This is a genomic window from Dietzia sp. B44 (assembly GCF_014145245.1).
Classification (GTDB): Bacteria; Actinomycetota; Actinomycetes; order Mycobacteriales; family Mycobacteriaceae; genus Dietzia; species Dietzia natronolimnaea.
This window is the reverse complement of record NZ_JAALEF010000465.1, coordinates 1-1,272: the sequence shown is the minus strand read 5'-3', so window position 1 is coordinate 1,272 and position 1,272 is coordinate 1. Positions and strand designations below refer to the sequence as shown.

Genomic DNA, 1,272 nt, shown 5'->3' with positions numbered 1-1,272 from the left:
CGGCGGATGCGCGACCCAGCGCCACTGGCCGGTCCGCCGCGGTGAGGTCATGCCGACCATGCTGGCACAGCACGTGCGGCGCGCGACCGCGGTGGCGGTGCCGGCGGTCGCGGCGTAGCGGTGGGGCTGGCGGAGTTCAGTCCCAACTGTCGACGTGGCGCATCAACGGCAACGCCTTCCGCTGGATCCGGCCCATCCGCGAGTGGATCGCGTCGAGGGTCTCGATCGCCTCCGCCACGTAGGGCCCCTTGTTGAGCATCACGCACTCGGACCGCTGCGCCGAGCCCGCGTCGGAGATCTCCGCGCGGGACGGCATCCCGGTCTTCGCGAGCGACTCCAGCACCTGCGTCGCCAGCACGACCGGAACGCGGGCCGCCTGGCACATCAGCGTGATGTTGCGCGGGATCTCCGAGAGCGACTCGAATCCCATCTCGACGGCGAGGTCACCGCGCGCGATCATCACCCCGATCCGGTCGTGGCGCATGGCCTCCAGCACCAGGTCCGGCAGCGCGCGGTAGGCCTGCCTGGTCTCCACCTTGAGCAGCAACCCCAGCTCCCGCCCCGATTTCGCACGCTCCGCCCGGAGCGCCTCCACCGCGTCGGTGACGTCCCCCCTCGTCCGCACGAAGGACAGCGCCACGATGTCCGCGTGCCGGGACGCGAAGCGTAGGCACTGCCGGTCCTCGTCGGTCAGTGCGGGGGTGTCCACCTCCAGCCCGGGGACGTTGATGCCCTTCTCCGACCCCAGCCATCGGCCGCCCTCGCGGCAGCGCACCACCTCCAGCCGGGCCCAGGGCCCACCCTCCTGACCCGGCATCGAGGTCGCGACGACCTCCGCGGAGATGACTCCGTCGTCGAACAGGACGCGGTCCCCCACCGACAGGGCCTCCACGACCGCGGGGAGCGCGCACCCCAGTCGGATCTCCTCGCCGGACCGCGGCGGCTCCACCGGTTCCATGTCCACGGTGAGCAGGATCGGGTCCCCGCGGTGGACGCGGATCCGGCGCGGCACAGCGGGGATGCCGCGGACCCGGGTGTGCTCGAAGTCGCAGTCGATCAGCGTCCCGTCGCGCACCCACGCGTTGCGGTCGCCCTCCGCCAGCACGCCGTCGTCCCCCGCGGACACCACGGTGAACCGCCGCCTGAGCCGTCGTGCGTCGGGGACCTCGATCACGTCCCCCGGGGCCCGCGCCGCGAGCCACCGAGGGTCCACCCGGACGCACAGCGGAGGGTGGCCACGCGTCGGGGGCGGCGTGGGCGTGTCGTCCGGAT

General features: G+C 73.1%; 1 protein-coding gene. It reads right to left on the bottom strand.

Going from position 1 to position 1,272, the window contains the following annotated elements; all coding sequences use genetic code 11:
• Positions 1–136: 136 nt before the first annotated feature.
• The coding region (locus tag G6017_RS14265) for a pyruvate kinase (protein ID WP_241731570.1) at positions 137–1,272 on the bottom strand (1,136 nt) is incomplete at its 5' end.